Origin of the sequence: Vibrio sp. 10N.247.310.98 (genome assembly GCF_041467395.1) — a bacterium.
Lineage (GTDB): Bacteria > Pseudomonadota > Gammaproteobacteria > Enterobacterales > Vibrionaceae > Vibrio > Vibrio crassostreae_C.
Map to the genome: position 1 here is coordinate 42,535 of NZ_JBFSUL010000035.1, position 6,039 is coordinate 48,573.

General features: G+C 43.1%; 5 protein-coding genes and 1 pseudogene. 5 read left to right on the forward strand and 1 reads right to left on the reverse strand.

Annotated elements, in window-relative coordinates:
- Nucleotides 1-3: 3 nt before the first annotated feature.
- On the reverse strand, nucleotides 4-984 hold the full coding sequence (locus tag AB6E78_RS14440; protein WP_372133855.1) for an AAA family ATPase: 981 nt from the start codon (nucleotides 982-984) through the stop codon (nucleotides 4-6).
- A gap of 264 nt (nucleotides 985-1,248) precedes the next feature.
- Here AB6E78_RS14440 and xsc point away from each other — a divergent pair, with 264 nt between their 5' ends.
- From xsc to AB6E78_RS14465, 5 genes and pseudogenes are all read left to right on the forward strand, one after another.
- A complete protein-coding gene (gene xsc / locus AB6E78_RS14445; RefSeq protein WP_017057935.1) occupies nucleotides 1,249-3,060 on the forward strand; it encodes a sulfoacetaldehyde acetyltransferase in 1,812 nt (603 codons plus the stop codon).
- Nucleotides 3,061-3,419: 359 nt separating this feature from the next.
- A complete protein-coding gene (locus tag AB6E78_RS14450) occupies nucleotides 3,420-4,235 on the forward strand; it encodes an FRG domain-containing protein (RefSeq protein WP_372133856.1) in 816 nt (271 codons plus the stop codon).
- 262 nt (nucleotides 4,236-4,497) lie between these two features.
- The gene (locus tag AB6E78_RS14455; protein WP_372133857.1) at nucleotides 4,498-4,884 is read left to right on the forward strand and encodes a nuclear transport factor 2 family protein; all 387 of its coding nucleotides are present in this window, start codon (nucleotides 4,498-4,500) and stop codon (nucleotides 4,882-4,884) included.
- A pseudogene (locus AB6E78_RS14460) lies at nucleotides 4,878-5,069 on the forward strand (hypothetical protein); the annotation flags it as partial. The gene AB6E78_RS14455 and the pseudogene AB6E78_RS14460, both read left to right, overlap by 7 nt.
- A 236-nt stretch (nucleotides 5,070-5,305) precedes the next feature.
- On the forward strand, nucleotides 5,306-5,878 hold the full coding sequence (locus AB6E78_RS14465; RefSeq protein ID WP_017070684.1) for a malate synthase: 573 nt from the start codon (nucleotides 5,306-5,308) through the stop codon (nucleotides 5,876-5,878).
- Nucleotides 5,879-6,039: the final 161 nt, after the last annotated feature.

A 6,039-nucleotide genomic window follows, 5' to 3' on the forward strand; every position in this document is an offset into this window, starting at 1 on the left:
GGTTTACGACTCCGACTGCGCATAACTCTGAGTAGGCGTTTCTAGGGCCTCACCAAAGCAGCGGAAGTAATATTCGCTTACCAACTCTTTCTCTTCATCTTCACAACGGTTTAGGAATGAAAGCCTAAATGCCGTGGCTACGTTATCGAATATTCGGATATTTTCGGCCCATGTGATCACGGTTCTCGGAGACATTACCGTCGACAGATCGCCTGCTCTAAAACCATTTCGTGTTAACCCAGCAGTTGCGACCATTTTCTCAACTAACTGCTGACCGATTTCACTGTTCATCTCTGGGCGCTTGGATAACACGATCTTAGTTTCATGTTGTGGATCTAAATAGTTAAGCGTGGCGATGATGTTCCATCGGTCAAGTTGGCTATGGTTAAGCACCTGAGTACCGGAATACAAACCCGAGAAATTACCCAAACCAAGTGTGTTACAGGTAGCAAATAGGCGGAAAGAAGGGTGAGGCGTGATCACTCGGTTTTGCTCTAAAGAGGTGTATTTGCCGTCTTGCTCTAAGAGTTGTTGAATCACAAACATTACATCAGGTCGTCCTGCATCGTATTCGTCTAATACCAGAGCTATGGGTTGCTGGATACTCTGTGGAAGAATGCCTTCTTTAAATTCTGTCACCTGCATTCCATCTTTAATGACGATGCTGTCCTTTCCTATGAAATCCAATCGGCTTAAGTGCCCGTCTAGGTTGATCCTCAAACACGGCCAGTTCAATCTCGCGGCGATTTGTTCAATGTGGGAAGACTTGCCCGTTCCGTGTGTACCTTGTATCAACGTGCGGCGATTAGAAGTGAAGCCCGCCAATATGGCTAGCGTTACTTCAGGATCAAAACAGTAGTTAGGATCGACCTTGGGTACATACTCTCCCGCATGTTCAAACGCCAATACGGTTAGGTTGCTGTCGATGCCAAAACACTCTCTCACACTTATTGGTTGTGTTGGTATCAATTCCGCATCATTCATTTTTCTTCCCTCTTAATAGCTTCCATGACTGCCGCGATGGGCGGTATGTCATCGATTAATAACAGCTCACTCTAAGTTAACGGCACTTTTTGTACGAAAAACTATCAATAATGCGATCCAGTTTTATTAATTAGAATGAATTGTTCCAATTTAATATAAAAAGTTGACGCGCAAAAAATCTACTACTAAGGTGAAAATGAATTCAAAAAAGAGACGATTCATTCCGAAAAATGAAATTTTGGTTAACTCAAGGAGAATGGAAGAATGAGTGAGCAAGAAAAACGTACGGTTGTTTCCGGCACAGTAACAATGACACCATCAGAAGCGTTCGTTGAAACTATGGTTGCTAATGATGTTACCGACATGTTCGGCATCATGGGGTCAGCATTTATGGACGCAATGGATATCTTTGCTCCTGCTGGCATTCGATTGGTCCCAGTGGTTCACGAGCAAGGTGCTGCTCACATGGCAGATGGTTATTCTCGTGTCTCTGGTCGCCATGGCGTGGTTATCGGGCAGAATGGCCCAGGTATTAGTAACTGTGTGACTGCGATTGCAGCGGCGTTCTGGGCACATAGCCCGGTCGTAATTGTGACGCCAGAGACAGGTACAAAAACAATGGGCTTAGGTGGTTTCCAAGAGTGTAACCAGCTTCCAATGTTCCAAGAGTTTACTAAGTATCAAGGACACGTAACGCATCCAGACCGTATGGCAGAATACACAGGTCGATGCTTTGACCGTGCAATGAGCGAAATGGGTCCGACTCAGCTGAATATTCCACGTGACTACTTCTACGGTGAAACTCAAACCGAGATCCCTAAACCCGCGCGTTTAGACCGTGGTCCAGGTGGTGAGAAATCTCTGAATGAAGCAGCAGACCTGATTGCTGAAGCGAAATTCCCAGTCATCATTTCTGGTGGCGGTGTGGTCATGGCAGATGCAGTTCAAGAGTGTGCAGCGTTGGCAGAAAGACTAGGTGCACCTGTAGTGAACAGCTACCTACACAATGACTCTTTCCCTGCTAGTCACCCATTATGGTGTGGTCCTTTAGGCTACCAAGGTTCGAAAGCAGCAATGAAATTGATGGCTCAAGCGGATGTGGTTATCGCTTTGGGTACACGTCTTGGTCCATTTGGTACCTTGCCTCAACATGGCATGGACTACTGGCCGAAGAACGCGAAAATCATTCAGATTGATGCAGACAACAAGATGCTTGGTCTGGTTAAGAAGATTTCGGTTGGTATCTGTGGTGATGCAAAAGCAGCAGCGGTTGCTCTATCTGAAAGATTGGAAGGCCGCGCACTGTTGTGTGATGACAACAAAGGCGCTCGCCAAGATACAGTCGCAACAGAGAAAGCACTTTGGGAAAAAGAGCTTGATGAGTGGACACACGAACGTGACTCGTTCAGCTTAGATATGATTGAGGAAAACTCACACGAGACTCCGTTCTCTGGTGGTGAATATCTACACCCACGCCAAGTATTGCGTGAACTAGAAAAAGCGATGCCAGAAGACGTAATGGTCTCGACGGATATCGGTAACATCAACTCAGTGGCAAACAGTTACTTACGCTTTGAAAAACCACGCAGCTTCTTTGCAGCAATGAGTTTCGGTAACTGTGGCTACGCGTTCCCGACCATTATTGGTGCGAAAGCGGCAGCACCTCATCGTCCTGCTATCTCTTATGCAGGTGACGGTGCGTGGGGTATGAGCTTGATGGAGACCATGACATGTGTTCGTCATAACATTCCAGTGACAGCCGTGGTATTCCACAACCGTCAATGGGGTGCAGAGAAGAAGAACCAAGTCGACTTCTACAACCGACGCTTTGTTGCTGGTGAACTGGATAACCAAAGCTTTGCAGAGATTGCACGAGCAATGGGTGCTGAAGGTATCACGGTTGATAAGCTTGAAGATGTAGGTCCAACCTTGCAAAAAGCCATCGACATGCAGATGAACGAAGGCAAAACAACCATCATTGAAATCATGTGTACTCAGGAGTTGGGCGACCCGTTCCGCCGAGATGCACTATCAACACCGGTTCGTTTCCTAGATAAATACAAAGATTACGTATAAGTCATAGGAAGTTTGCCCGGCCAGCGCATCATCGAGAAGGTTATCGAGCGCATGGTCGGGTAATATTAACGGGTATTGGCAAGTGCTTAGGTGAAGAACATAAACGCTTAGTTCAATAATCTCTAGTTAAACATTAGAACACTAATTAAATGGCTCATAAGTATATAAGTGGTTTTAGATATATACACTTTGTCACTCGTTATTATTAATCGATCCTTAACTAATGGATCCAAAAATAGTTCTTTGACGAAGATGTATACCTATTATTATTTTGGAAAGTTATAGCTGACGATGTTAATTTTATAATCGTAAATGTTGATGCTTGGATTGTACCGAATTTAAATTAAGTGACCTATTACATGCATGTTGTGAAAAATAAACGTTATATAAGTTCAATAGAAGAACTGTATGAAATAATCGATTCGCTAATTGCTGAATGTAGTGGGTATCGTGGTTTAATTTATAACGTGTGTGATTATGAAAACAGTAATCTGATGCCAAGCTTAGGTCGCTCAAATCGAAAGAATATTCGCCGTGTCGAACAAGAGATTCTCTCGACCGTGAGAGTTTATGGCGGGCATTCGTTGAGTGCACACGAGATAAACGATTGGTTATTGATGTGTTTAGCCAAGAAACAGGGGTTTCCTACCCGTTTACTTGAGTGGACAGATAACCTGGTCAATGCGTTGTGGTCTGTGTGTCATAGCCAAAGTAAAGACTGTATCAATATTATAAAAGCTATTGATTATCAAAATGTTAGTGTTTTTAGCTCGCCGTGTGATCTCAACAAAACTCAGATATTTAATGTGGCGGACTGCGATCAGCAAGAGCCACGCAAGGACAAGTGGTATTCCATTCACCCATTTAAGGAAGGTGGCAATGATGCCATTCAGCCTTTGTACGATGAGAAAGAATATTCAAACGGTCTAGTGTCCGTTCATATTCTTCCATCAGTGAAAGTAAACCTGATAAAGGAGTTAATATCCATGAATGTTTTAAATGAACCGACAGAGTATGTCGAAGAGAAACTAACGGATTTAAAAAACGAAGCACATGCAGATAACAACCAAGTCATAAATAAAGGTGACGGTAATATTGAATTGCAAGTTAATACTCATGATCGTCAACTTGAACAGTATGGTCGAAAGTATCATCAAGACTTTGATTTCGACTAAAGGCTAACACGTTCTAATTTAATTATACCTCTTATGTCGTCAGTGAAAAGTTGATTAAATAAAATTAGAACACTAATTAATTTATAAAAAGATGAAATCTGTGAGCTTAGAGATTGTTTATAACCTAACTCGAAGTTAGAGTGATGAACCTTGTTATCGAGTTGTTAAATTTTCACAAATCTAGTTTAAACACTCTAATAAAAAAGTGGCGCAAAGCTACTGAAATTTAAACCAATAACGAAAACATAAAGGATTCTGGAATATGAATATGCAAACCAATGCGGCGACATTCGTGCTGGAAAACCAAGTCGATACAGCCTTTTTACAGTCTTTCAGTGATGCGTGGAATAACCATGATATTGAAGCACTCATGTCTTTCATGACAGAAGACTGTGTATTCCACACGGTGGCAGGAGAAGGCTTGCTTGGAAACACTATCGAAGGGTACGAAGCGGTTCGAAATAGCTTTGAATTGGTTTGGCAGAACTTTCCAGATGCGGCTTGGAGTGACCCTGTCCACTTTGTATGCGGTGACCGTGCTGTGAGTGAATCAACGTTTTCTGCGACGAACCCGGATGGCAGCGTCATCGAAGCTCGTATGGTTGATGTGTTTACCCTGAAAGACGGAAAAATCAGCGTAAAAATCTAAGTCCTGACGATAAACCGATTCTCACGGAGATGTTGCACCTTGCGAAAGAAAACGGCCGAGGTGTTTACACCTACCGATGGTTAAACCCGCTGTCGAGCAAAGTAGAAACCAAGCATACTTACTATCGAGTGATCGACAATAAGTTGGTTGGAGTGGGTTATTACACAAATTCAAACAACACGTAAACGTGTTTCTACTGAACCCTCAACCCAGTGAAATAAAGGGCTGGGGGCTCGAAATACCGGTTTGTGTAAAAAAGCAATTTAGTAAAATTCACACTGTGAAATTTTTGTTGTGAAATTGTGACAAAAATACAAGTAGTATGAAAAACATGGAAACCACACAGTAAAGAACAATTTTGAAAAGGGTCTATTGGGATGTTTGACCTAAATGAAATTTAAAGCCGTACGAGGGATAGACTATGAATATGCTGACACTAGACAAAACAGAACTTCACAGAAACCATTCAACATTTATTGCTGAAGCTGTCTTTGCCGTCGAAATGGTGAAAGCAGACAAGCAACTCGAAAAACAGAAAATGGCGAAACAGTTGCTTGATACTTTATTTCCTCTTGAGGCGGGTTCACACGAAGACGCGGTGAGCTACGAGATTGATTACCGACATGTTCAGGTTTACTTCAAAAACGGTGAGCACACCGGCCTAAAACGCGCTAAACACTTTGTAGCTTACACAGGTGATAAATCTAAGCCTTCAGCAATCCTATTCCGTGATGAAAGCGGTACGCACGTTGAAGTGACAATCGGCGCTCGTAAAGGCACAGGCCGTCTGGAGTTGGTTGATATTCAAGATATCCAATTAGAGACGTGCACTACGTTTGGTCAAACTGAGGCCAGCCGTTCTTCTGGCATCCGTCACTGGGTGAGCTTAGTAAAAGGCGATGAAAGTGGCCGCCCGAATGCATCAAGTGAAGACAAAGAGTTCACTGCGAAAAATGGTGAAGACTATAACCTAGGTTTTTGCTTCGCAATCTAACGAACTGTCTTTGAAATGTGCAGTGCTGATCTGTGAGACGCAGCGCTGACATTTGAGCACTGATTTCTCTTTTACCTTTGGTAACTTTCCCCGCCCCTATAGCGGGGCTTTTTTATGGTTCATCGCGGATTAGCGGGAACTAAAAACAAAAACGGTAGTAA